Origin of the sequence: Streptomyces sp. NPDC053048, assembly GCF_044547045.1 — a bacterium.
Lineage (GTDB): Bacteria > Actinomycetota > Actinomycetes > Streptomycetales > Streptomycetaceae > Streptomyces.
Map to the genome: position 1 here is coordinate 305,941 of NZ_JBITZS010000002.1, position 26,591 is coordinate 332,531.

Below are 26,591 nucleotides of genomic sequence, written 5' to 3' on the forward strand. Positions count from 1 at the left end.
TGCATGTCTGGTTCACCCGCCATGAGGAGTTCGTGGGTCGTGCGCGTTTCGTGGTGCGGCAGGGCTGTCCGCCGGGCCGGTCAGGAGCCGTCGAGCTCCTGGTCGATGAGCGCGAAGATGTCGTCGATGGTGGCCGTCTGCAGGCGCTCGTCGGACGCGTCGTCCTCCTGGCGCTCGTCCGTTCCCGCCGCCCCGGTCGCCGCGGGCGTCTCGCTGATCCTGGCGAGCGCGCTCTGCAGGCGGGTGCGGATCCGGGACCGTACGAGCTCGTCGTCGGAGCCGACGGCGGCCAGGGCCGCGTCCAGCCTGTCGAGTTCCCCGAACACCGACAGCGCCGCGAGGGCGGGGTCGGCCTGCTGGGGTGCCAGGTCGGCGCGGATCCGCTCGGCGAGGGCGACGGGCGTGGGGCAGTCGAACACCAGGGTGGCGGGCAGCCGGAGCCCGGTGGCGGCGTTGAGGCGGTTGCGGAGCTCCACGGAGGTCAGCGAGTCGAAGCCGAGCGCCTTGAACTCGCGGTTCCGCTCGACGTCCTGGGGGCCGCCGATGCCGAGGACCGCCGCGACCTGGGTGCGGACGAGATCCAGCAGGACGCTGCTCCGCTCCGCCTCCGGCAGCCCCTCCAGGCGCCGCCGCAGCGCGTCCGCACCGCCTGCCGCGCCCACCGGGCCTGCGGCCTCGGCCGTGCGCCGCGCGGGCGTACGGACCAGGGCGCGCAGGATCGCCGGGACGTCCGCAGCGTCCGGGCCCCGCCCGGCCGGGGCGGCGAAGCGCACCGGTACGGCCACGGCGTGCTCACCGGACCGCGCCGCGTCGAACAGCTCGAGGCCTTCGGCGGCGTGGAAGGGGACCAGTCCGGAACGGGCCATGCGGTCCTGTCCCGCCTCGTCCAGGCCGGCGGCCATGCCGCCGTCGGCCCACGGGCCCCAGGCCATGGAGGTGGCGGGCAGTCCGGCCGCGTGCCGCCGCTGGGCGAGGGCGTCCAGGAAGGCGTTGGCGGCGGCGTAGTTGCCCTGGCCGGCGCTGCCGAGGGTGGCGGCGACGGAGGAGAACAGCACGAAGGCCGACAGGTCCGCGTCCCGCGTGAGCTCGTGCAGATGGAGCGCCGCGTCCGTCTTCGGGCGCAGCACCGCCTCCAGCCGCTCGGGGGTGAGCGAGGCGACCAGCCCGTCGTCCAGTACGCCCGCCGCGTGGACGACTGCGGTCAGCGGATGCGCGGCGGGGACGCCCGCCAGCAGCCCGGCGACAGCGTCGCGGTCCGCCGTGTCGCAGGCCGCCACGGTCACCGTCTCGGCGCCGAGCGCGAGGAGTTCGTCGCGGAGTGCGGCCGCGCCCTCGGCGGCCGGGCCGCGCCTGCCGGCGAGCAGCAGGTGGCGCATGCCGTGCCGGGTCACCAGGTGGCGGGCGACCGTGCCGCCGAGGGCTCCGGTGCCGCCCGTGACGAGCACGGTGCCCCGGGTGTCGAGGGGGGCGGGGACGGTCAGGACGAGCTTGCCGGTGTGCCGGGCCTGGCTGAGGTGGCGCAGCGCCTCGGGGGCCTGGCGCACGTCCCAGCAGGTGAGGGGCAGCGGACGCAGTGCGCCGCTCTCGAACAGTTCCACGAGGGTGCGCAGCATGGCGCCGATGCGGTCCGGTCCGGCCTCGATGGTGTCGAACGCCCGGTAGGAGGTGCCGGGGCGCCCGGCGGCGATCCCCTCGGCGTCGCGGACGTCGGTCTTGCCCATCTCCAGGAAGCGCCCGCCGTCGGCCAGGACGCGCAGCGAGGCGTCGACGTACTCGCCGGCGAGCGAGTTGAGGACGACGTCCACGCCCCGGCCGCCGGTGGCCGCCAGGAAGGCGTGCTCGAACTCCAGGGTCCGCGAGGAGGCGAGGTGCGCCTCGTCGAACCCGTCCGCCCGCAGGGCGCCCCACTTGCCGGGGCTCGCCGTGCCGTAGACCTCGGCGCCGAGGTGCCGGGCGAGCTGGGTGGCGGCCATGCCGACGCCGCCGGCCGCCGAGTGCACGAGCAGCGACTGGCCGGGGCGCAGCCGGGCCAGGTCGACCAGGGCGTAGTAGGCGGTGAGGAACACGATGGGGACGGACGCGGCCTGCGCGAACGTCCAGCCCTCGGGCATCCGGGCCACCATGCGGTGGTCGGCGACGGCCAGCGGGCCGAAGGATTCGGGGATCATGCCCAGCACCCGGTCGCCGGGCGCGAGTCCGGTGACGCCGGGCCCGGTCTCGGTGACGACACCGGCGGCCTCGCTGCCGAGCGTCGCGTCACCGGGGTACATGCCCAGGGCGATGAGCGCGTCCCGGAAGTTGACGCCGGCGGCGCGCACGGCGATCCGTACCTGCCCCTCGCCCAGGGGCGCGGTGGCGGCGGGGTTCTCGGTGAGCGCCAGGTCGTCCAGGGTGCCGGTGCCGCTGGTCGTCAGCCGCCAGCCGGTGGCGCCGGTGGCGGGCCGCAGGGCGTCGGCGGCCGTGCGGCGGGTGAGCCTGGGGACGTGGGCGACGCCCTGGCGCAGGGCCAGCTGGGGTTCGCCGGTGGCGAGGGCGGCGGGCAGGGCGCGGGCGGAGGCGGGGTCGTCGTCGAGGTCGAGCAGGACGAAGCGGTCCGGGTTCTCGGACTGCGCCGACCGTACGAGCCCCCAGACGGCGGCCTGCGCCGGGTCGGTGACGGTCCCGCCGGGCGCGGGGGCGACGGCGCCGCGGGTGAGCAGCACCAGCCGCGCACCGGCGAACCGGTCCTCCGTCAGCCACGCCCGCAGCAGCCCGAGGACGTACCCGGTGGCCGTACGGACGTCCTCGGCGGTCCCGCCGCCCGGGACGGCGGCCCGTACGAGGACGGTGTCCGGGGCATCGGTGGCCAGGGACGCCAGGTCGGGGTGGCTCGGGAAGATGTCGGTGAGGGCCGTCTCGGCGGGGCCGAGCAGCCGTGCGTCGACCGGCGGGGCGGATTCGGGCAGGGGCAGGGTGGGCCAGGCGAGGCGGTAGAGCGAGTCCTGGTGCTCGATGCGGCCGGCGGTGGCGGCGCCGAGCTGGTCGGCCGTCACGGGGCGCAGGACCAGGGACTCGACGGACGCGACGGGGCGGCCGGTGCCGTCGGCGGCCAGGAGGGACACCGCGTCCCCGCCGGCCGGGGTCAGCCGGACGCGCAGGGCGGCCGCGCCGGTGGCGTGCAGGCTCACGCCGGTCCAGGAGAAGGGGATACGGCCCTGTCCGGTGTCGGGCAGCAGACCACCCAGACCCACAGCGTGCAACGCCGCGTCCAGCAGAGCCGGATGCACACCGAAACCGGCGACCTCCGTACCCTCCGGCAGCGCCACCTCGGCGAACACCTCACCCTCACCACCACGCCACAGACCACGCAGCCCCTGGAACACCGGCCCGTAGCCGAAACCGAGCTCCGCCAGCCGCTCGTAGTAGCCGTCGGTGGGGACAGCGGTGGCGCCGGCCGGCGGCCACTGCGACAGGTCGCCGGCTTCCGTGGCCGCCGGGGCGTCCGGGGTCAGGACGCCGGTGGCGTGCGAGGTCCAGGGGGTGTCGGAGTCGGCGTCGTCCGGCCGTGAGTGGACGTGGAGGGGGCGGCGGCCGGAGTCGTCGGGGCCGCCGACGGTGACCTGCAGCTGGAGGCCGTCCTTGGCGGGCAGCGCGAGCGGTGCCCGCAGGGTCAGCTCCTCCAGGTGGTCGCAGCCGGCCTCGTCCGCCGCGCGCAGGGCGAGGTCGACGAGGGCGGTGCCGGGCAGCAGGACGGTGCCCATGACGGAGTGCTCCGCCAGCCACGGCCGGTCCTTGAGCGAGAGCCGCCCGGTCAGCAGCGCGCCCTCACCGTCGGCGAGCGCGACGGCCGCGCCCAGCAGGGCGTGTTCGGCGGACCGGAGCCCGGCACCGGTGAGGTCACCGGCCACGGGCCCGGTGTCGAGCCAGTAGCGGCGGCGCTGGAAGGCGTAGGTCGGCAGGTCGACGACCCGGGCGTCGTCGCGCCCGGCGAAGAAGGCGGCCCAGTCGGGGGTCGTGCCGTGGACGTGGAGCCGGGCGAGGGCGGTGGTGAGGGACAGCTCCTCGGGGCGGTCGGTGCGCAGCGCCGGGACGGTCGTGATGTTGCTCCCGTCACCGACGAGGTCCTGGGCGAGGGCGGTGAGGACCCCGCCGGGCCCGATCTCGAGGAAGGCGGTGACGCCTTCGGCTGCCAGGGCCGTCACGGCGTCGGAGAAGCGGACGGCCTGACGGACGTGACGCACCCAGTACTCGGGGTCGGTCAGCTCCTCGGCCGACACCGGCTTTCCGGTGAGCGTGGAGACGACGGTCAGGGCGGGAGCCGTGAGGGTGACGCTCTCGGCGACCTTGCGGAAGTCGTCGAGCACCGGGTCCATGAGCGGCGAGTGGAAGGCGTGGGAGACGCTGAGGGCCTTGGTCCTGCGCCCTTGTTCGGCGAGGCGGGCAGCGATCTGCGATACCGCCTCCGCCTCGCCCGAGAGCACGACGGACGTCGGCCCGTTGACCGCGGCGATACCGGCCCGGTCCTCGTGACCGGCCAGCAACGGAAGGACCTCGTCCTCCGAGGCCTGGACCGCCACCATCACGCCACCCGCGGGCAGCGCCTGCATCAACCGGCCCCGGGCCGCTACGAGCGCGGCGGCATCCGGCAGCGACATCACACCCGCCACATGCGCCGCAGCCAGCTCACCGATCGAGTGCCCGGCCAGGAACTCCGGCCGCACACCCCACGACTCCACCAGCCGGAACAACGCCACCTCGACCGCGAACAACGCAGGCTGCGTGATCGCGGTCCGGTCCAGCGCATCGGCGTCGTCACCGAACACCACGTCCCGCAACGGCCGCTCGAGATGCGCGTCCAGGTGCGCGCACGCCTCGTCGAAGGCGTCGGCGAACGCGGGGAACGACTTGTACAGCTCCCGTCCCATGCCGAGCCGCTGGCTGCCCTGGCCCGAGAAGAGGAACGCGAGCTTGCTGTCGGCCGCGGCGACGGCACGGGTCACCGGGCTCGTGGTCTCACCGGCCGCCAGGGCCCGCAGACCCTCGAGCGCTTCCGCCCGCTCGGTGGCGACCACCGCCGCGCGGTGCTCGAGCGCCGCGCGCGTGGTGGCCAGCGACAGTCCGACCTCGGCGAGTCCGAGCTCCGGCCGTGCCGTCAGGTGGGCCAGCAGCCGTTCGGCCTGCTCACGCAGGGCCTCGGCGCCGCTTCCGGAGAGCACCCAGGGCACGATCCGTGCCGGGGCGGCGGGGGCGGTGGCCGCGGAGGGGCGTGCGGGCTCGTCCGTCGTTTCGGGTGCCTGCTCGATGATGACGTGGGCGTTGGTGCCGCTCACGCCGAAGGACGAGACACCGGCCCGGCGCGGGGCGCCGTCCGCCGTCCACTCCACCGGCTCCGTCAGCAGCTCCACGGCGCCCGCCGACCAGTCCACGTGCGGGGTCGGCTCGTCCACGTGCAGGGTCTTGGGCAGTACGCCGTGCCGCATGGCCTGCACCATCTTGATGATGCCGCCGACACCCGCCGCGGCCTGTGTGTGCCCGATGTTGGACTTCAGCGACCCCAACCAGAGCGGCCGGCCCTCCGGCCGCTCCTGACCGTACGTCGCCAGCACCGCCTGCGCCTCGATCGGGTCGCCCAGGGTCGTACCGGTGCCGTGCGCCTCGACGACGTCCACGTCGGCGGCCGACAGCCCGGCCGATGCCAGCGCCTGCCGGATCACGCGCTGCTGCGCGGGACCGTTCGGTGCCGTCAGACCGTTCGACGCACCGTCCTGGTTGACGGCGCTGGCCCGCAGGACCGCGAGCACCTTGTGCCCGTTGCGGCGCGCGTCCGACAGCCGCTCGACGAGCAGCATGCCGGCGCCCTCGCCCCAGCCGGTGCCGTCGGCGGCGGCCGCGAACGGCTTGCAGCGGCCGTCGGCGGCCAGCCCGCGCTGGCGGCTGAACTCGATGAAGGCGTTGGGGCTGGACATGACGGTCACACCGCCGGCGAGCGCCATCGAGCACTCGCCACGCCGCAGGGCCTGCGCCGCGAGGTGCAGGGCGACCAGCGACGACGAGCAGGCCGTGTCCACGGTCAGTGTCGGGCCCTCGAGCCCGAACGAGTAGGCGATGCGGCCCGATACGACGCTGCCGGAGCTTCCGGTGCCGATGTAGCCCTCGAGGTCCTGCGGAACGCTCAGCAGTCGTGCCGCGTAGTCCTGGTAGCCGGAGCCGATGAACACGCCGGTCCGGCTGCCGCGCACGGACGTGGGGTCGAGGCCCGCCCGCTCGAACGCCTCCCAGGCGATCTCCAGCAGCAGCCGCTGCTGCGGGTCCATGGCCAGGGCCTCGCGGGGCGAGATGCCGAAGAACAGCGGGTCGAAGTCGGCGACGTCGTAGAGGAAGCCGCCGTCCTTGGCGTAGGTGGAGCCGGGGCGGTCGGGGTCGGGGTCGTAGAGGGAGTCGATGTCCCAGCCGCGGTCGTCCGGGAAGCCGCCGACCGCGTCCCTGCCCTCGGCCACCAGCCGCCACAGGTCCTCGGGCGTGCGGACGTCGCCCGGGTAGCGGCAGCTCATCGCGACGATGGCGATCGGCTCGTCGTCGGAGGCGACGCCCACGTGCCCGGCCGGGCCCTGCGTCGTCGCCGGGACGACGGTGTGCGTGCCGAGTTCGGTCCCCAGGTGGGCGGCGAGGACGGCGGGTGACGGGTGGTCGAAGACGAGGGTGGCGGGCAGCCGGACGCCGGTGGCGCTGGTCAGCCGGTTGCGCAGTTCGACGGCGGTCAGCGAGTCGAAGCCGAGTTCCCGGAACGCCCGGTCGGAGGCGACGGCCTCGGTGCCGGTGTGGCCGAGGACGGCCGCGGCCTCGGTCCGTACGAGGTCGAGCAGCGCCCGGCGCCGCTCGGTCCCGGTCATCGCCGCCACGCGCCGCGCGAACTCGGGAACCGAGGAGTCGTCCGTGCCGGCGTCGCCTGCGGCAACAGCCAGCGCGGCCCTCACCTCCGGCAGGTCGCCCAGGAGGGGGCTGGGCCGCATCAGGGTGAACGACGGCGCGAAGCGGTCCCAGGCCACGTCGGCGACGGTGACGGTCGTCTCGTCGCGGTCGAGGACTCCGCGCAGCGCGGCGATCGCCGCGCGGGGCGCGAGCGCGGGCAGGCCGCGCTTGCGCAGCCGGTCCTCGGCGTCGCCGTCCTCGACCATGCCGCCGTCGGCCCAGGGCCCCCAGGCCACCGCCGTCCCGGCCAGGCCGCGCGCCCTGCGGCGTTCGGCCAGGGCGTCGAGCGCGGCGTTCGCGACGGCGTAGGCCGCCTGGCCGCCGGCGCCCCAGACGCCGGAGATGGAGGAGAAGAGGACGAAGGCGTCCAGCTCGCGGCCGCCCGGGTGTTCGTCCAGGAGTTCGTCGAGGTGGACGGCGCCGGCGGCCTTCGCCGCCAGGACGTCCGCGAACCGCTCGGGCGTCGTCTCGTCGAGCATCGCGGGCGTGCCCACACCGGCCGCGTGGAACACGGCGGTCAGCGGAAACTCCCGCGGTATCCCGGCGAGCAGTCCGGCCACCGCGTCCCGGTCGGCCACGTCGCACGCGGCGATCGTCACCCGAGCGCCGAGCTCTTCCAGTTCGGCCCGCAGCGCGTCCGCGCCCTCGGCCGCGGCACCGCGACGGCCGGCCAGCAGCAGGTGCTCGGCCCCCGCCCCGGCCAGCCAGCGGGCCACGTGGCCGCCGAGCGCGCCGGTACCACCGGTGATCAGCACGGTCCCGTGCGGCTGCCACGCCGCCTTCGCCGTGACGGCCCCCTGCGGCGCCCGCGCCAGGCGGCGCACGAACACACCCGAACCGCGCACCGCCAACTGGTCCTCCGTGCCACCGTCGGCGTGGCCGGCGAGGACGGCCGCCAGGCGGCGGGCGGCACGGTGGTCGAGTGCGTCGGGGAGGTCGACGGAACCGCCCCAGCGTGCCGGATGCTCCAGGGCGACGGTCCGGCCCAGCGCCGCCACCTGCGCCTGGACCGCGCTGCGCAGCGGGTCGGAGGAGCCGGTGGAGACGGCACCACGGGTGAGGCACCACAGCGGGGCGTCGATTTCCGCGTCGCCCAGCGCCTGGACGAGGGCCACGGTCGCGGCCAGGCCTTCGCTCATGGCCGGGTGGGCGGGGTGCGGCTGCTCGGCGAGGGCGAGCAGCGACAGGACGCCCGCTGCCGGGAGCCCGGCGGCCTCCGTCCGCAGCCGCGCGGCGAGCGCGGCGCGGTCGTCGCCGGCTTCTGCCCCGGCTCCGGTTTCGACGACGACCGGGTGCACGTCGGCTCCGTGGTCGCGCAGTGCCTGGACGGTGGCGGAAGCCCAGGCGTTGTTGGCGTAGGCAGCGGGCAGCACGACGAGCCAGGTGCCGGACAGGGCCGGGGACTTGAGCTCGGTGGCGGGCTTCCAGGTGACGCGGTAGCGCCGGCTGTCGACGGTCGTCTGCTCGCGGTTCCTGCGTCGCCAGGAGGAGAGGGCGGGCAGCACCGAACTCAGGGGGGCGTCGCCCTCGACGTCGATCCGGTCGGCGAAGGCCGCCAGGTCCTCGCTCTCGACGGCTTCCCAGAAGCCCGCCTCGGCGGGGTCCGTGGCCTCGTCGGCGACGGCTGTGCGGCCGGGGCCGAACGCGGCGGACTCCAGCCAGTAGCGGCGGCGCTGGAAGGCGTACGTCGGCAGGTCGAGCTGCCGGCCGTCGTGACCGGCGAAGAGCCGGGTCGTCCAGTCGACGGTCGTGCCGTGGACGTGCAGCTGGGCGAGGGCCGTGGTGAGGGACGGCTCCTCGGGGCGGTCGGTGCGCAGGGCCGGGACGGCCACGACAGTGCGCTCGGTCTCGTCACCGAGGACGTCCCGGGCGAGGGCGGTGAGAACCCCGCCCGGCCCGATCTCGAGGAAGGCGGTGATGCCCTCGGCGGCCAGGGCCGTCACGGCGTCCGCGAAGCGGACGGGCTGACGGATGTGACGCACCCAGTACTCGGGGTCGGTCAACTCCTCGGCCGACACCGGCTTTCCGGTCAGCGCGGAGACGATCGGAAGGGTGGGGGCCGCTAAGGTCACGCCTTCGGCGACCTTGCGGAACCCGGCCAGCATCGGGTCCATCAGCGGCGAGTGGAAGGCGTGCGAGACGCTGAGGGCCTTGGTCCTTCGCCCCTGCTCGGTGAGACGGGCAGCGATCTCCGAGACCGCGTCCTCCTCGCCCGAGAGCACGACGGACGAGGGTCCGTTGATCGCGGCGATACCGGCCCGGTCCTCGTGACCGGCCAGCAGGGGAAGGACTTCGTCCTCCGAGGCCTGGACGGCGACCATCACGCCACCGACGGGCAGCGCTTGCATCAGCCGGCCGCGGGCCGCTACGAGAGCGGCGGCATCGGCCAGCGACAGCACACCCGCCACATGCGCCGCGGCCAGCTCACCGATCGAGTGCCCGGCCAGGAAGTCCGCCCGCACACCCCACGACTCGACAAGCCGGTAGAGCGCCACCTCGACCGCGAACAACGCGGGCTGAGTGAACTCGGTCCGGTTCAGCAGATCGGCGTCCTCACCGAACACCACATCCCGCAACGGCCGCTCGAGTTCGGTGTCGAGGTGCGCGCACACCGCGTCGAACGCCTCGGCGAACACCGGGAACGCGGCATACAACTCCCGCCCCATCCCCAACCGCTGACTCCCCTGCCCCGAGAACAGGAACGCGACCTTGCTCTTCCGTGCGGCGACTCCCCGCACGGCGTTGGCGGCCGTCTCGTCGCGGGCCACAGCGGCGAGCCCGCTCAGCAGCTCGTCGCGGTCGCTGCCGACCACGGCGGCACGGTGGGGCAGGGCGGCGCGTGTGGTGAGCAGGGAGTGGCCGATGTCGCCGGGAGTGACGTCCGGGTGTTCCTGTGCGTAGGTCAGCAGCCGCTGTGCCTGCTCGCGCAGTGCGGCCGAGTCCTTGGCGGAGATCACCCACGGCAGCGCCCGTCCGCCGGCCGTTATGCCTTCGCCGGCCGTCACGCCGGCCGGTTCCGGGGCCTGCTCGAGGATGACGTGGGCGTTGGTGCCGCTGACGCCGAACGACGACACGCCCGCTCGCCGCACCCGGCCCGGTTCCGCGTCCGGCCACGGGACGGACTCGGTCAGCAGCCGCACGGCGCCCGCCGACCAGTCGACGTGCGGGGTCGGCTCGTCCACGTGCAGCGTCTTGGGCAGCACACCGTGCCGCATGGCCAGTACCGTCTTGATGACGCCCGCCACGCCGGCGGCGGCCTGCGTGTGGCCGATATTGGACTTCAGCGCCCCGAGCAGCAGCGGACGGTCCTCCGGCCGCCCCTGCCCGTACGTCGCGAGCAGCGCCTGGGCCTCGATGGGGTCGCCGAGCGCGGTGCCCGTGCCGTGCGCCTCGACGGCGTCGACGTCCGAGGCGTCCAGGCCTGCGTCGGCCAGCGCCTGACGGATCACGCGCTGCTGGGCGGGGCCGCTCGGGGCGGTCAGGCCGTTGGACGCGCCGTCCTGGTTGACGGCGCTGCCGCGCAGGACCGCCAGCACGCGGTGTCCGTTGCGCTCGGCGTCCGACAGCCGCTCGACGAGCAGCATCCCCACGCCTTCCGCCCAGCCGGTGCCGTCGGCTGCGGCCGCGAACGGCTTGCAGCGGCCGTCGGCGGCCAGGCCGCGCTGCCGGCTGAACTCCATGAACGCGCCCGGCGTGGACATCACTGTCACGCCGCTGACGAGAGCGAGCGAGCACTCCCCCTTGCGCAGCGACTGCGCGGCCAGGTGCAGGGCCACCAGCGACGACGAGCACGCCGTGTCCACCGTCACGGCCGGGCCCTCGAGCCCGAACGTGTAGGCCAGGCGGCCGGAGACGACCGCGGCGGCGTTGCCCGTGCCCAGGTAGCCGTCGAAGTCCTCCGGGGAGGTGGACAGGCGGGCGTAGTCCTGGCCGTTGGTCCCGGCGAAGACGCCGGTGCGGCTGCCGCGTACGGAGGCGGGGTCGATGCCGGCCCGTTCGAAGGCCTCCCAGGCGGTCTCCAGGAGCAGCCGCTGCTGCGGGTCCATCATCAGGGCCTCGCGCGGCGATATGCCGAAGAAGGCGGCGTCGAATTCGCCGACGTCGTCGAGGAATCCGCCCTCGCGGACGTAGCAGGTGCCCGCGTTGTCGGGGTCGGGGTCGTAGAGGGCGTCCAGGTCCCAGCCCCGGTCGGCGGGGAAGCCGGAGACGGCGTCGCCGCCCTCCTCGACCAGCTTCCACAGCTCCTCGGGCGAGGTGACGCCGCCGGGGAAGCGGCAGCTCATCGCGACGATAGCGATGGGTTCCCGGGCGTCCGCCACCAGCTTCCGGTTCTGCCGGCGCAGCCGTTCGGTCTCCTGGAGGGAGGCCCGCAGTGCCTGAACGATCTTCTCGTTCGACGTGGTCATCGTGTGCTCCGTACTAACTCAGGCCGTTGAGGAATCGTTCAGAATTCGCTGTCGGATGTGCCGTCGAATTCGCTGTCGCCCAGCGCCAGTTCGATGAGGTTGTCGACGTCCATCGTCTCGATGGACGGTGTCCCCGCCCCGCCGTCCGTGGCGTCGCCGCCCCGGGCGTCACCGGGCTTCGCCAGCCGCAGCAGGGCGTCCAGCAGGCCGGCCTCCCTGATGCGTGCCAGCGGGACGGAGGCGAGCGCGTGCCGCAACCGCGCCTCGTCCTCACCGGAACCGGCACCGGCACCGGCACCGGGGGCGGCGTGGCCGTCGGCGGGCTCGCCGTCCGACGCGCCGTCCGGCACGAGTCCGGTCAGCAGGTGGTCGGTGAGCGCGAGGGGCGTGGGGTGGTCGAAGACCATGGTCATCGGGAGCTTCAGGCCCGTGACCGTGCCGAGCCTGTTGCGCAGTTCGACCGCCGTGAGCGAGTCGAACCCGAGCTCCCGGAACGCCCTGTCGGGCTCGATCGCGCCGGCCCCGGCATAGCCGAGCACGGCCGCGGCCTCCGTCTGCACGACGTCCAGCAGCACGTCCCGCCGCTCCTCCCGCGTGAGCCCGGCCAGCCGCCGCGTCAGCTCCGCGACGCCCGCGCCGTCGTCCAGCGCCTCGTTGCTGCCGGTTCCCGAGGCGGCGAGCGCCGCGGCCACCTCGGGCAGGTCGCCGAGCAGCGGGCTCGGGCGGCCGATCGTGAACGAGGGCGCGAACCGCGACCAGTCGACGTCCGCCACCACCACGGCCGTGTCCTCGCGGTCCATCGCGTTCTGCAGCGCGGCGACGGCCAGTTCCGGCCGGAGCGAGGGGAGGCCGCGGCGGCGCAGGTGCTCCTCGGCCCCGCCGTCGGCCGCCATGCCGCCCTCGGCCCACGGGCCCCAGGCGACGGCGGTCGCGGCCAGGCCCCGGGCCCGGCGCCGCTGCGCGAGGGCGTCGAGGAAGGCGTTGGCGGCCGAGTACGCCGCCTGGCTGCCGCTGCCCCACACGCCGGACACGGACGAGAAGAGGACGAAGGCGTCCAGCTGCCGGTCGCCCAGCAGCTCGTCCAGGTGCACCGCGCCCGCGACCTTGGCCGACACCACGGCGGACAGCTCCGCCAGGCTTGTGTCCATGATGGTCGCGAACTGCGGGAGTCCCGCCGCGTGCACGACGGCGGTGAGCCGGGAGCCGTCGGCCTCGAGCGAGGCGAGCAGACCCTCGAGCGCGCTCCGGTCGGTCACGTCGCACGCGGCGACGGTGACCTTCGCCCCCAGTCCCTCGAGCTCGGCGCGCAGCTCCGCCGCCCCGGCGGCGGACTCGCCGCGCCGGCTGGTCAGGACGAGGTGTTCGGCGCCGTTACGGGCCAGCCACCGGGCGGCGTGACCACCGAGCGAGCCGGTGCCGCCGGTGATCAGGACGGTGCCGCGCGGCCGCCATTCGCTGCCCTCGACGGTCGCTCCGCCCCGGGCGGCGCGCGCCAGCCGCCGTACGAGCACACCCGAGCCACGCACCGCGAGCTGGTCCTCGGTGCCGGTGCCGCCGAGGACGTCGGCCACGCGGCCCGACGCCCGCTCGTCGAGCACCTCGGGCAGGTCGATCAGTCCGCCCCAGCGCTGCGGGATCTCCAGGGCGGCCGCCCGGCCCATGCCCCAGACGAGTCCCTGCAGCGGGTCCTCGACGGGGTGGGCACGGCCGGTCGACACGGCACCACGGGTGACGCACCACAGGGGGGCGTCCACCTCGAGGTCTCCCAGCGCCTGCACCAGGGCCATGGTCGCGGTCAGGCCCGTGGGCAGCCCGCCGTGCTCGGGGTGCGCCCCTTCGGCGAGGGCCAGCAGGGAGAGCACTCCGGCCACGGACGTACCGTCCGGCACCGCGTCGCGCAGCAGCTTCGCCAGCGCCTCGCGGTCGCTGCCCGGGTCGGTGACGGCCACGGGCGGAAGGACGTCGGCACCGCGGTCGCGCAGGGTACGGGCAAGCCTCTCGGCGATACCGTCGGCCGGCGCGTTCGGTGCGTCCGATGCTTCCGGTGCGTTCGGCACGTCCGGTGTCACGAGGAGCCAAGTGCCCGACAGCGGGGCGCCGGCAGCCTGGTCGGTCAGCGGCTTCCAGACGGTCCGGTAGCGCCAGCTGTCCAGCGTGGACTGGGTGCGGCTCTCGCGCCGCCAGGTGGACAGCGCGGCGAAGACGGAGTCGGCGGTGGCCCCGGCCGTCACACCGAGGCGCTCCGCGAGCGCCCCGTGCTGCCCGTTCTCCACGCTCTCCCAGAACTCCGCCTCCACGGCGTCGACGCCCGGCGCGGCCGCCGGAGCGGCCTTCGCCGCCTTGGCGGGGGCGTTCTCCAGCCAGTAGCGGTTCCGCTGGAAGGGGTAGGTGGGCAGGTCGACGAGCCGGGCGCCGGTGCCGGTGAGCACGGCGTGCCAGTCAGGGGAGACGCCCAGGACGTGGAGCCGGGCCAGGGCGGTCGTCAGCGCCTGCTGCTCGGGACGGTCGGCGCGCAGGGCGGGGACGGCGGCGATCCGCTCGTCGTCGAGGGTGCCCTGGGTCATGGCGGTCAGTACGCCGCCGGGCCCGATCTCGACGAAGACGGAAACGCCGTCGTCCGCCAGCGTGCGGATCGCGTCGGCGAATCGCACCGACTGACGCACGTGCCGTACCCAGTACTCCGGGTCGCACAGGTCCTCGGCAGAAGCCAGACGGCCGGTGAGAGTGGAAACGACCGGCGTCGACGGCGAGGAGTAGGTGATGCTCTCGGCGACCTTGCGGAACGCCGCCAGCATCGGATCCATCAACGGCGAATGGAAAGCGTGCGAGACCGCCAACCGCTTCGTCCGACGGCCCTCAGCAGCCAGCAGGCCACCGACCTCGATCACCGCCTCCTCGACACCCGAGAGCACCACAGCAGAAGGACCGTTCACCGCGGCAACACCGACGGACTCCTCACGACCCACCAGCAGCGGCAACACCTCCTCCTCCGAAGCCTCCACCGCCAGCATCAACCCACCCACCGGCAACGCCTGCATCAAACGACCACGAGCAGCCACCAAGACCGCCGCATCAGCCAGGGACAACACCCCCGCCACATGCGCGGCAGCCAGCTCACCGATCGAATGCCCGGCCAGGAACTCCGGCCGCACACCCCACGACTCGAGCAGCCGGAACAACGCCACCTCAACAGCGAAGAGCGCAGGCTGAGTGAACCCGGTCCGATCCAACAGCCCGGCATCCTCACCGAACAGCACATCCCGCAACGGCCGCTCGAGCTCCACATCCACATGCGCACACACCGCATCGAACGCCTCGGCGAACACCGGGAACGCGGCATACAACTCCCGCCCCATCCCCAACCGCTGACTCCCCTGCCCCGAGAACAGGAACGCCGTCCGGGCCGCCGACGAACCGGCGATCCCTCGCACGACCTCGGCCGTCGACAGCTCGCCACGGCCCAAAGCGGACAGCCCCGCCACGAGTTCGGCGCTGTCGCGGCCGACAATCGCGGCCCGGTGTTCCATACCTGTACGGCTGACGGCGAGGGAGAGGGCGACGTCCTGCGGGCGCCGGTCCCTCACGTACGGCAGCAGGTTGCGTGCCTGCTCGCGCAGGGCGGTCTCGTCCTTGGCGGACACGACCCAGGCGGCGTACCGCTCCCCGTCCTCGTCGCCCGCCGGAGAGGCCGCCGTCGCCGGCTCCGCCGCCGCGGGCTCCTCGGCCGGTGCCTCCTCGATGATGGTGTGGGCGTTGGTGCCGCTCACGCCGAAGGACGAGACCGCCGCCCGGCGCGGGTGGCCGTTGCGCGCCCACTCGACGGGCTCGGTCAGTAGCCGTACGCCGCCCTCCGACCAGTCGACGTGCGGCGTCGGCTCGTCCACGTGCAGGGTCTTCGGCAGCAGCCCGTGGCGCAGCGCCAGCACGGTCTTGATCACACTGGCGACACCGGAGGCCGCCTGCGTGTGGCCGATGTTGGACTTCATCGAGCCGAGCCAGAGCGGGCGGTCCTCCGTGCGTTCCCGCCCGTAAGTGGCCAGCAGCGCCTGGGCTTCGATCGGGTCGCCCAGCGCGGTACCGGTGCCGTGGGCCTCGACCGCGTCGATGTCGGTGGCGGCCAGGCCGGCGTTGGCGAGGGCCTGACGGATGACGCGCTGCTGAGCGGGGCCGTTGGGGGCGGTCAGGCCGTTGGACGCGCCGTCCTGGTTGACCGCGCTGCCCTTCACCACCGCCAGCACGGGGTGACCGTTGCGCCGCGCGTCCGACAGCCGCTCCACGAGCAGCATGCCCACGCCCTCGCCCCAGCCGGTGCCGTCCGCGGCGGCCGCGAACGGCTTGCAGCGGCCGTCGGCCGCCAGCCCGCGCTGACGGCTGAACTCGATGAAGGCGTTGGGGCTGGCCATCACCGTGGCACCGCCGACGAGCGCCATCGAGCACTCGCCCTGCCGCAGCGCCTGCGCCGCCAGGTGCAGTGCCACCAGCGACGACGAGCATGCCGTGTCGACCGTCACCGCCGGGCCCTCGAGGCCGAGCGAGTAGGCGATGCGGCCGGACATGACGCTGGTGGAGCTGCCGGTGAGCAGGTGGCCCTCGACGCCTTCGGGCAGTTCGCCGAGACCAGCGCCGTAGCCCTGGTAGCCGGAGCCGATGAACACGCCCGTCCGCGAGCCCTTGACGGCCGCCGGGGCGAGGCGGGCCCGCTCCAGGGCCTCCCAGGCGGTCTCGAGCAGCAGCCGCTGCTGCGGGTCCATGGCCAGGGCCTCGCGGGGCGAGATGCCGAAGAACTTCGGGTCGAAGTGCCCCGCGTCGTGCAGGAATCCGCCCTCGTTGACGTACGTGGTGCCGGCCCGCTCGGGGTCCGGGTCGTACAGGCCCGCCAGGTCCCAGCCACGGTCGGCAGGGAACTCCGACACGGCGTCCACGCCGTCGGCCAGCAGCTGCCACAGCTCTTCCGGTGACCGCACGCCGCCGGGGAAGCGGCAGCTCATCGCGACGATCGCGATGGGATCGTCGTCGGAGGCGGCGGAGGCGGCGGTGACGTCTGCTGGGGCTGCCGCGGCGTCGTCCATGTCCTGCACACCGGACAGTTCGGCCGACAGGTGGGCGGCCAGGTCGGCGGCGTTGGGGTGGTCGAAGACCAGGGTCGTCGGCAGGCGCAGCCCGGTGGCCGCGTTCAGCTGGTTGCGCAGTTCGACGCCGGTGAGCGAGTCGAAGCCCAGGTCCTTGAACGCCCGTTCCGGCTCCACCGCCCCGGGGCCCGCGTGGCCGAGCGCCTTGGCGACCTCGGTACGGACCAGCTCCAGCACCGCGCGATCGCGCTCGGCGCGCGGGAGGCCGGCCAGCTTCCCGCCGGGGCCGGCGACGGCCGTCGCGTCCGCGGGGGTCGCGGCGGCCAGGGCCTGCCGCACCTCGGGAAGGTCGCCGAAGAGCGGGCTGGGACGGGCGATGGTGAAGGCGGGGGCGAAGCGCTCCCACAGGACGTCGGCCACCACGACGGCGGTCTCGTCGTGGTCCAGCGCCCGCTGGAGGGCGGCCGTCGCGGTCTCCGGGGACATGGCGGGCAGGCCGCGGCGGCGCAGATGGGCCTGTGCCTCCTCGTCCCCGGCCATTCCCCCGTCGGCCCACGGCCCCCAGGCCACGGCCGTGGCCGTCAGCCCCCGGGCGCGCCGGTGCTCGGCGAGGCCGTCCAGGTAGGCGTTGGCGGCGGAGTATGCGGCCTGGTTGCCGCTGCCCCAGATACCGGCGACGGAGGAGAAGAGGACGAAGGCGTCCAGCTGCCGGTCGCCCAGCAGTTCGTCGAGGTGTGCCGCGCCCGCGACCTTCGCCGACACCACCTCGGCGAGGTCGGCGAGGCTCGTTCCGTCCAGTGGCGAGAACTGCGGCATACCGGCCGCGTGCACCACTGCCGTCAGCGGCTGCTCGTCCTCCTCCAGCGTGCCGAGCAGAGCGGCCACGGCTTCCCGGTCGGCCACGTCGCAGGCCACGACGGTCACCCGGGCGCCGAGCTCCTCGATCCCGGCGGCCAGTTCGGCGGCGCCCGGCGCCTCGAGGCCGCGGCGGCTGGTGAGCACGATGTGCTCGGCGCCGCCGCGCGCGAGGTGACGGGCCACCTGGGCGCCCAGGGCGCCCGTGCCACCGGTGATGAGAACGGTGCCGCGCGGCCGGGGCCTCCGGTCCGCGGCCGCCGCACCGAAGGGGGCGCGGGCCAGTCGGCGGACGAACACGCCGGACGAGCGGACGGCGAGCTGGTCCTCGTCTGCCGCCCCACCGGCCAGGACGGCGGCGAGGCGGCGTGCCGAGCGCTCGTCCAGGACCTCGGGGAGGTCGACGAGGCCGCCCCAGCGCTGCGCGTACTCCAGCGCCACCGCCCGGCCCAGGCCCCAGACCATGCCCTGGTACGGGCTCCGCGAGCCCTCCGAACGCCCGACCCCCACGGCCCCGCGCGTGGCACACCACAGCGGGACGTCCACCTCCGCGTCGCCCAGGGCCTGGACGAGCACGGTGGTCAGGGCAAGGCCCAGCGGCAGGGCCGCATGCCGGGGGTGCGGGTCCTCGGCGAGACCGAGCAGCGACAGGACGCCGCCGCCCGGCGCTGCCGCGCGGATGCGGTCGGCCAGGGCGGAGCGGTCGTCGTCGGCTCGTACGGTCAGCCGGGTGACCTCGGCGCCGTGGGCGACGAGGGCACGCTCGACCGCGACGGATGCCTCGGAGGCGTCGTGGTCGGCGGCGGCCGGCGTGACGAGCAGCCAGGTGCCGGTGGGGCGGGCCGTGTCCTGGAGGGAGGCGGCGGCCAGCGGCTTCCACGTCACGCGGTAGCGCCAGCTGTCGACGACGGACTGGCTGCGCTGCCGGCGACGCCAGTCGGACAGCGCCGGCAGCACGGAGCTGAGCGGCGCTCCTTCGTCGACGGCCAGTTCCTCGGTCAGGGAGGCCAGGTCCTGGCGCTCCACGGATTCCCAGAAGCCCGCCTCGGAGGGGTCCATGGTGGCCGTGGCCGTGCTGCTGCCGGGGGCTGCGGGCGACGGGAGGAGCCAGTAGGACTGGTGCTGGAAGGAGTAGGTGGGCAGGTCGACGGCCCGGGGCGCTCGGCCGGCGAAGAACGCGGTCCAGTCGACGGTCGTTCCGTGGGCGTGGAGCTGGGCGAGGGCGGTGACGACAGCCGTGTCCTCGGCACGGTCGGTGCGCAGGGCGGGGACGGCGGTGGTCCGCTCGGTGTCGAGGGTGTCCTGGGCCATGGCGGTCAGGACCCCACCGGGGCCGATCTCGAGGAAGGAGGTCACGCCTTCGGCGGCCAACGTGCCGACGGCGTCCGCGAAGCGGACCGGCTGACGGACGTGGCGCACCCAGTACTCCGGGTCGCACAGCTCGTCCGACGAGACCGGACGGCCGGTGAGCGTCGAGACGATCGGTATGGCAGGAGCGGAGAAGGCAACACCCTCCGCCACCGCCCGGAAGTCCGCCAGCATGGGCTCCATCAGCGGCGAGTGGAACGCGTGCGAGACCGACAGGGCCTTCGTCTTACGACCCTGCGCGGCGAGCCGCCCCGCGATCTCCGTGACGGCCTCTTCCTCGCCCGACAGAACGACGGACGACGGACCGTTGACCGCCGCGACACCGACCCGGTCCTCGTGACCGGCCAGCAGCGGAAGGACCTCATCCTCCGAGGCCTGTACGGCGACCATCACACCGCCCGCGGGCAGCGCCTGCATCAGCCGACCCCGAGCGGCCACCAGCGCCGCCGCATCGGCCAGCGACATCACACCCGCCACATGGGCCGCAGCCAGCTCACCGATCGAATGCCCGGCCAGGAAATCAGCCCGCACACCCCACGACTCGACGAGCCGGTAGAGCGCCACCTCAACGGCGAACAACGCAGGCTGAGTGAACCCGGTCCGATCCAACAGCCCGGCATCCTCACCGAACACCACGTCTCTCAAAGACTGCTCGAGATGGGAATCCAGCTCCGCGCACACCGCATCAAACGCCTCAGCAAACACAGGGAACGCGACATGCAACTCCCGCCCCATCCCCAACCGCTGGCTCCCCTGCCCCGAGAACAGGAGCGCCGTCCGGCCGTCCGCAGCGCTGACGCCGCCGGCCTCACCCCGGACCAGGGCCTCCAGGCCCCGCACCAGCTCCTCACGGTCGGCGCCCACCACGAACCCGCGGTACGGCAGCGCACCCCGCGTCGTGGCCAGCGAGAACGCCACGTCGGTCGCGCTGACCTCCGCATTGCCCCGCACGAACGACAGCAGCTTCTCGGCCTGCCCCCGCAGTGCCCCGGCGTCCTTGCCGGACATCACCCACGGAACCACGCCGGCGGCCGCACCATCACCGTCCCCGTCTCCCACCTCGACAATGTCGGTGTCGGTGTCGGGCACCTGCTCCAGCACGACGTGGGCGTTCGTCCCGCTCACGCCGAACGAGGAGACTCCGGCACGGCGCGGGGCGTCGTCCGCAGCCCACTCGACCGGCTCGGTCAGCAGGCGCACTCCGCCCTCGGACCAGTCGACGTGCGGCGACGGCTCGTCCGCGTGCAGCGTCTTGGGCAGCACGCCGTGCCGCATGGCCTGCACCATCTTGATGACACCGGCCACGCCGGCTGCCGCCTGCGTGTGCCCGATGTTCGACTTGACCGTCCCCAGCCACAGCGGCCGGTCCTCCGAGCGTCCCTGCCCGTACGTGGCGAGCAGCGCCTGGGCCTCGATCGGGTCGCCGAGCGTCGTGCCCGTGCCGTGCGCCTCGACCACGTCCACGTCACCGGCCGACAACCCGGCCGATGCCAGCGCCTGCCGGATGACCCGCTGCTGCGCGGGACCGTTCGGAGCCGTCAGGCCGTTCGACGCGCCGTCCTGGTTGACGGCCGAACCCCGCACCACCGCCAGCACCTTGTGTCCGTTGCGGCGCGCGTCCGACAGCCGCTCGACGAGCAGCATGCCCACGCCCTCGGCCAGACCCGTGCCGTCCGCCGTCGCCGAGAAGGCGCGGCAGCGGCCGTCCTGGGACAGGCCGCGCTGCCGGCTGAAGCCGATGAGGGCGCCCGGGGTGGACATGACGGTCACGCCGCCGGCGAGGGCCATCGTGCACTCGCCCTGCCGCAGGGCCTGCACCGCCAGGTGCAGGGCGACCAGCGACGACGAGCACGCCGTGTCCACCGTCACCGCCGGGCCCTCCAGCCCGAACGTGTACGCCACCCGGCCCGAGACGACCGAGGCGGAGTTCGCCGTGAGCAGGTGGCCTTCCATGCCCTCGGCGGGGTGCTGGGCCAGGCCCACGGCGTAGTCCTGGCCGTTGGTGCCTGCGAACACGCCGGTCCGGGAGCCGCGCAGGGCGGCCGGGTCGATGCCCGCCCGTTCGAAGGTCTCCCAGGTGACCTCGAGCAGCAGCCGCTGCTGCGGGTCCATGGCCAGGGCCTCGCGCGGGGAGATGCCGAAGAAGGCGGGGTCGAAGTCGCCCGCGTCGTGCAGGAATCCGCCTTCGCGGGTGTAGACGCTGCCCGGGGTGTCGGGGTCGGCGTCGTAGAGGGCGTCGAGGTCCCAGCCGCGGCCCTCGGGGAAGCCGGTGATGGCGTCGCCGCCGGAGGCCACCAGGTCCCACAGTCCCTCGGGGCTGCGGACGTCGCCGGGGAAGCGGCAGCTCATGCCGACGATCGCAATGGGCTCGTCGGTTCCCGCAATGCCTGCGCCCGCTCGCCCGGCCTCTTCGGCCGTGACCTCCGCGACCTGCGTGACCAGGGTGCCGCCCGTGACCTGGTCGGCCAGGTGGCCGGCCAGGGCGGCGGGGGTGGGGTGGTCGAAGACGACGGTCGCGGGGAGTCGCAGGCCCACGGCCGTGCCGAGGCGGTTGCGCAGCTCCATGGCCGCCAGTGAGTCGAAGCCCAGTTCGCGGAAGGCGCGTTGGGGATCGACGGCCGACGGTTCGGCGTGGCCGAGCACGGCGGCGACCTGGGTGCGGACGAGCTTGAGGAGGGCGTCGCGGCGTTCGGCCGGGGGCAGCGCGGCCAGGCGGCGGGCCTCCGCCGGTGTCCCGGCGCTCTCCTGTGCGTCGGCGGCGCGTCGCAGCGGCGTCCTGACGAGGCCCCTGAGGAGGGCGGGCACGGTGCCCGCCGTCGCCGCCTGCCGGCGCATGGCCGCCAGGTCCAGGCGTACGGGCGCGAGCACGGCCTCGTCGAGGGTGTGCGCGAGGTCGAGGAGGCGCAGGCCCTCGTCGGCGGTCAGCGGCACGAGCCCGGCACGGGTCATGCGCTGCAGGTCGCCGGTCTCGAGGCGGGTCTGCTCGCCTCGTTCGGCCCAGACGCCCCATGCCAGTGAGGAGGCGGGCAGGCCGTGTGCCTTGCGGTGCGCGGCGAGCGCGTCGAGGTAGGCGTTGCCCGCCGCGTAGGCGCCCTGTCCGGCGCCGCCGAGGGTGCCGGCGAAGGAGGAGAAGAGGACGAACGCGGCGAGGTGGTCCATGTCGCGCGTCAGCTCGTGGAGGTTGAGCGCGGCGTCGGTCTTGGGGCGCAGGACGTGGTCGAGTTCGCCGGGGGTGAGGGAGTCGACGAGGCCTCCGGCGACGACGGCCGCCGCGTGGAGGACGGCGGTGAGCGGCCGCTCCGCGGGGATGCCCGCCAGCAGCTCCGCCAGGGCCTCGCGGTCGGCGGCGTCGCAGGCGGCGATGGTGACGGTCTCGGCGCCGAGCCCGGCCAGGTGGTCGCGCAGTGCGGCGGCGCCTTCGGTGTCGGGTCCGCGGCGGCTGGTGAGCACGATGTGGCGGATGCCGTGTGCGGTGACGAGGTGTTCGGCGACGAGCCGGCCGAGGGCGCCGGTGCCGCCGGTGATCAGCGCGGTGCCGGCCGGGTCGAGGGCGGGCGCGGTGTCCTGGGCCGCGTCGTCGGCGGGGACGCGGGCGAGCCGGGGTACGGACATCTCGCCGCCGCGCACCGCGAACTGGGGTTCGCCGGTGGCGAGGGCGGCGGGCAGCAGGGCGTACGAGCCGGGATGGCCGTCGAGGTCGGCCAGGACGAGCCGGCCGGCGTTCTCGGACTGTGCCGAGCGGACCAGGCCCCACACGGGCGCGTGGGCGAGCCCGGCGACGGTGTCCCCGTCGCGGGCGGCAACGGCGCCCTGGGTGAGCAGTACCAGCCGCGAGCCGGCGAACCGTTCGTCGGCGAGCCAGGCCTGGACGAGGGCGAGGGTGTCGCGGGCGGTCGCCCGTACGGCTTCGGGGTTGCTGCCGTCGGCGGCCGGCACGGCGGCCAGGACCACGTCGGGGGCGGGTGCGTCGGGCAGTGCCGACAGGGCGGGGTGGTGGGCGGGCTTGAGCGCGCGCAGTGCGTCCGGGACGGTCTCGCCGATGACCGCCCACCGTTCAGCAGAGGCACCGGCGGTGGCCCCCGCGGTGACGGGCAGGGGCGTCCAGTCGACGCGGTAGAGCGCGTCGTGGTGGCCGGTGCCCGTCGCGCGCAGCTGTTCCTCGCCCACGGCGCGGAAGCTCAGGGTGCCCACGGAGGCCACCGGACGGCCCGTGCCGTCGGCGAGGGTGACGGACACGGCATCGGTGCCGGCCGGGCGGATGCGGACGCGCAGCTGGGAGGCGCCGGTGGCGTGCAGGCGCACGTCCTCCCAGGCGAAGGCGAGGCGGCCGCCGCCCATGCTCTCCAGCGGGCCGAACCCGACGGCGTGCAGCGCCGCGTCCAGCAGCGCCGGGTGGAGGCCGAAGCGGCCGGCGTCGGCCTGGGCATCGGCCGGCAGGGCGACCTCGGCGAAGACCTCGTCGCCGCGCCGCCAGGCGGCCCGCAGGCCCTGGAAGGCGGGCCCGTAGCCGAAGGACCGTTCGGCGAGCCGGTCGTAGAAGCCGTCGAGGTCGACGGCGGTAGTGGCCGCGTCGGCGGGCGGCCAGGCGGTGAGCTCCTCGGGGCCGGGCGTCGCCGGTGCGCCGCTCGCGCCACTCTCGGTGCCCGAGCTGCCCGTGCTGCCCGTGCTGCTCAGCGCACCGGTGCCGTGGCAGGTCCAGCTGTCGTCGGCTGTGGCGTCGTCGGGCCGGGAGTAGATGCCGAAGGTGCGGCGGCCCGCGTCGTCGGGCCGGCCGACGGAGACCTGTACGACCACGCCGCCGCCGTGTTCGGGGAAGAGGAGGGGGGCCTGGAGGGTGAGGTCGTCCAGCCGGTCGCAGCCGACGTGGTCACCGGCGCGCACGGCGAGCTCGACGAAGGCCGAGCCGGGCAGCAGGACGGTGCCCATCACGACGTGGTCGGCGAGCCAGGGGTGGGTGTGGGCGGACAGCCGGCCGGTGAGCAGCAGGCCGTCGGAGTCGGCGAGGGTGACGACGGCGCCCAGCAGGGGGTGATCGGCCGGGCCCAGGCCGAGGCCGGTGGCGTCGCCGGTGGAGTGGGGGGCGTCCAGCCAGTAACGGCGGTGCTGGAAGGCGTAGGTGGGCAGGTCGACGGTACGGGCGGCGGTGCCGTCGAACACGGCCCGCCAGTCGAGGGCGACGCCGTGGGCGTGGGCCTCGGCGGCGGCGCGCAGCGCGCGGTCGAGGCCGCCCTCGTCGCGGCGCAGGGTGCCGAGGGCGACGGCGGCGCTGCCCATGTCCTCGAGGGTCTCCTGCATGCCGATCGTGAGCACGGGATGGGCGCTGACCTCGATGAGGGCGCTGTGGCCGTCGGCGACGAGGGAGCGGGTGGCCTGGTCGAACTCCACGGTCTGCCGCAGGCTGCGGTACCAGTAGTCGGCGTCGAGCCCGGCGGTGTCGAGGAGCCGTCCGGTGACGGTGGAGTAGAACGGCACGTCGGACGAGCGCGGGGCGATGCCGGCGAGGGCGTCGAGCACCCGCTCGCGGACCGACTCGACCTGGGCGGAGTGGGAGGCGTAGTCGACGGCGACGATGCGGGCCCGGATGTCGTCGGCGGCGAGGGCGTCGCGCAGCTCGACGAGGGCGTCGGGGTCGCCGGACAGGACGATGGAGGACGGGCTGTTGACGGCGGCCACGGACAGCCGCTCGCCCCAGGGCTCCATGCGCGGGGCGAGCCGGTCGAGCGGCAGGGCGACGGACATCATGCCGCCGCGGCCGGACAGCGCGGTCAGGGCCTGGCTGCGCAGCGCGACGACCTTCGCCGCGTCCTCGAGCGAGAGGGCGCCCACCACGCAGGCGGCCGCGATCTCGCCCTGGGAGTGGCCTACGACGGCGGCCGGCCGCACGCCGTAGGAGCGCCACAGCTCGGCCAGGGAGACCATCACGGCGAACAGCACGGGCTGGACGACGTCGACCCGGTCGAGGCCGGGGGCGCCGGGGGCGCCGCGCAGGACGTCCTCCAGCGACCAGTCGACGTGCGGTGCGAGGGCCCGCGCGCACTCGCGCATGCGGTCGCGGAAGGCGGGCGAGGCGTCGAGGAGTTCGAGGGCCATGCCGGGCCACTGGGAGCCCTGGCCGGGGAAGACGAAGGCGACCTGGCGGGCGTGCTCCGCGGTGCCGCGCACGAGGCCGGCCGGGTCGGGCTCGCCGGCGGCGAGCGAGGCCAGGGCCGTCTCGAGGGCGGGCCGGTCGGCGGCCAGGAGCACGGCGCGGTGTTCGAAGGCGGTGCGGGAGGTGGCGAGCGAGAGGGCGATGTCGGCGGCGCCGGGCTCCGGGTGTGCGGCGAGGTGGGCGCTCAGGCGCGCGGCCTGGGCGGTGAGGGCGGCCTCGTCCTTGCCGGACAGGACCCAGGGGACGAGGGGGAGGGCGGTTCCGGTGGCGGGCGCGGTGGCGGCGGTCTCGCCACCGGCGTTGTGCCCCTCCGTCGGCTGCCCGACGGCCTCCTCCGCCACTGCGGCCTCCTCCGCCACGGCCTCCTCGAGGAGGACGTGCGCGTTGGTGCCGCTGACGCCGAAGGCGGACACGCCCGCGCGCCGGGGCTGCCCGGTCCCGGGCCAGTCGGCCGGCTCCGTCAGCAGGGACACCGCCCCGGCCGACCAGTCGACATGGGGCGTCGGCTCGTCGACGTGGAGCGTGCGGGGCAGCACGCCGTGGCGCAGCGCCTGGACCATTTTGATGACGCCGGCGACACCGGCGGCGGCCTGGGTGTGGCCGATGTTCGACTTGATGGAGCCGAGCCGCAGCGGGCGGTCGGCGGGGCGGTCCTGCCCGTAGGTGGCCAGCAGCGCGTCGGCCTCGATCGGGTCGCCGAGGTTGGTGCCGGTGCCGTGCGCCTCGACGGCGTCGATGTCGGACGGCGACAGCCGGGCGTTGGCCAGGGCCTGGTGGATGACGCGCTGCTGCGACGGCCCGTTGGGAGCGGTGAGGCCGTTGGAGGCGCCGTCCTGGTTGACGGCGGAGCCGCGGACGACCGCCAGCACCTGGTGACCGTTCCGGCGGGCGTCCGACAGCCGCTCGACGAGGAGCACGCCCACGCCCTCGGACCAGCCGGTGCCGTCCGCCGAGGAGGAGAACGCCCGGCAGCGGCCGTCGGGCGACAGGCCGCGCTGGCGGCTGAACTCGACGAACGTCGTCGGCCCGGCCATCACGGTGACGCCGCCGGCCAGCGCCAGCTCGCACTCGCCCTGCCGCAGCGCCTGCACCGCCAGGTGCAGCGCGACGAGGGAGGACGAGCAGGCGGTGTCGATGGTGACCGCCGGGCCCTCCAGGCCCAGGGTGTAGGCGATGCGGCCGGAGACGACGCTGCCGGAATTGCCGGTGCTGACGTATCCCTCGATGCCCTCGGGTATCCCGGGGAGCCGGGAGACGTAGTCGTGGTACATCACGCCCGCGAACACGCCGGTGCGGCTGCCGCGCAGCGACGCCGGGTCGATCCCGGCGCGCTCGACCGCTTCCCACGAGGTCTCCAGCAGCAGCCGCTGCTGGGGGTCCATGGCCAGGGCCTCGCGCGGGCCGATGCCGAAGAACCCGGCGTCGAAGTCTCCCGCGTCGTGCAGGAATCCGCCCTCCCGGGCGTAGGTGGTGCCGGGGGTCTCGGGGTCGGGGTCGTAGAGCGCCTCGAGGTCCCAGCCGCGGTCGGTGGGGAACGCGGAGATCGCGTCCCGGCCCTCCGTGAGCAGGTTCCACAGCTCCTCGGGGGAGGTCACCCCGCCGGGGAAGCGGCAGCTCATGCCGACGACGGCGATGGGCTCGTAGTTCCTGCTCTCCACCTCGCGCAGGCGCTGGCGCGCATGGCGCAGATCGACAGTGGCACGCTTGAGGTAGTCCCGGAGCTTGTTCGCGTCAGTGGTCATCTGAATTCTGTTCCTCAATGCCTCAATGCCAAGGGAATTCGTGCTGTCGATCGGT

The 26,591-nt window shown here is 74.7% G+C and carries 2 protein-coding genes; both read right to left on the minus strand.

The genetic code is table 11. The features are described 5' to 3' along the window. Nucleotides 1–80 precede the first annotated feature (80 nt). On the minus strand, nt 81–11,354 hold the full coding sequence (locus ACIG36_RS06465) for a type I polyketide synthase (RefSeq protein ID WP_399922907.1): 11,274 nt from the start codon (nt 11,352–11,354) through the stop codon (nt 81–83). A 38-nt stretch (nt 11,355–11,392) separates the two neighbouring features. Further along, on the minus strand, nt 11,393–26,554 hold the full coding sequence (locus tag ACIG36_RS06470; protein ID WP_399922910.1) for a type I polyketide synthase: 15,162 nt from the start codon (nt 26,552–26,554) through the stop codon (nt 11,393–11,395). Nucleotides 26,555–26,591 lie beyond the last annotated feature (37 nt).